General features: G+C 75.1%; 2 protein-coding genes. Both read right to left on the bottom strand.

Annotation, left to right across the window (positions count from 1 at the left end; genetic code table 11):
- A partial coding sequence (locus G3I71_RS47025) for a TetR/AcrR family transcriptional regulator (protein WP_164325075.1) occupies positions 1-223 on the bottom strand: 223 nt, incomplete at its 3' end.
- 52 nt (positions 224-275) lie between these two features.
- On the bottom strand, positions 276-477 hold a 202-nt coding region (locus G3I71_RS50670; RefSeq protein WP_203733138.1), incomplete at its 5' end, for a hypothetical protein.

The following is a 477-nucleotide window of genomic DNA, read 5'->3' on the forward strand; positions in this document are numbered from 1 at the left end:
CGTCGGGGTCGGTCGGGCACTGCGCGTCCGCCGCGGCGCCGCCCGCGTCGAGCCGGTCGAGCAGACCCTCGAAGAGGTCGTCCTTGCTGCGGAAGTGGTAGAGCAGCCCGCCCTTGGAGACGCCCGCGCGCTCGGCGACCGCGTCGAGCGTGGCGCCGCCGGGGCCGTCCTCGAGCAGCACGTCCTGCAGCGCGTCGAGGATGCGGTCGCGGGTGGGGGCCATGGGCGTCGAGCCTAGCGACGGAGGTGCTCTTGTGCACCGTCCGGACGGTCGGCTACTGTACCGGCTGGACGGTATAGCCGTCGTCGGGCGACGAGCCCGGCGACCCGGACCGGGGAGTGGACCCGGCCCGCGTGCCCGACCCCCGGACCCGCCCGGTGAGCGCGGAGCTGTGAAAGGACGTCATCGTGCCCACGCACGCGACCCCGACCCCCGACCCCCGCTCCACCACGAGCACGACGGACGCACCCGTGACC

It is taken from the genome of Streptomyces sp. SID12501 (assembly GCF_010550245.1).
Lineage (GTDB): Bacteria > Actinomycetota > Actinomycetes > Streptomycetales > Streptomycetaceae > Streptomyces.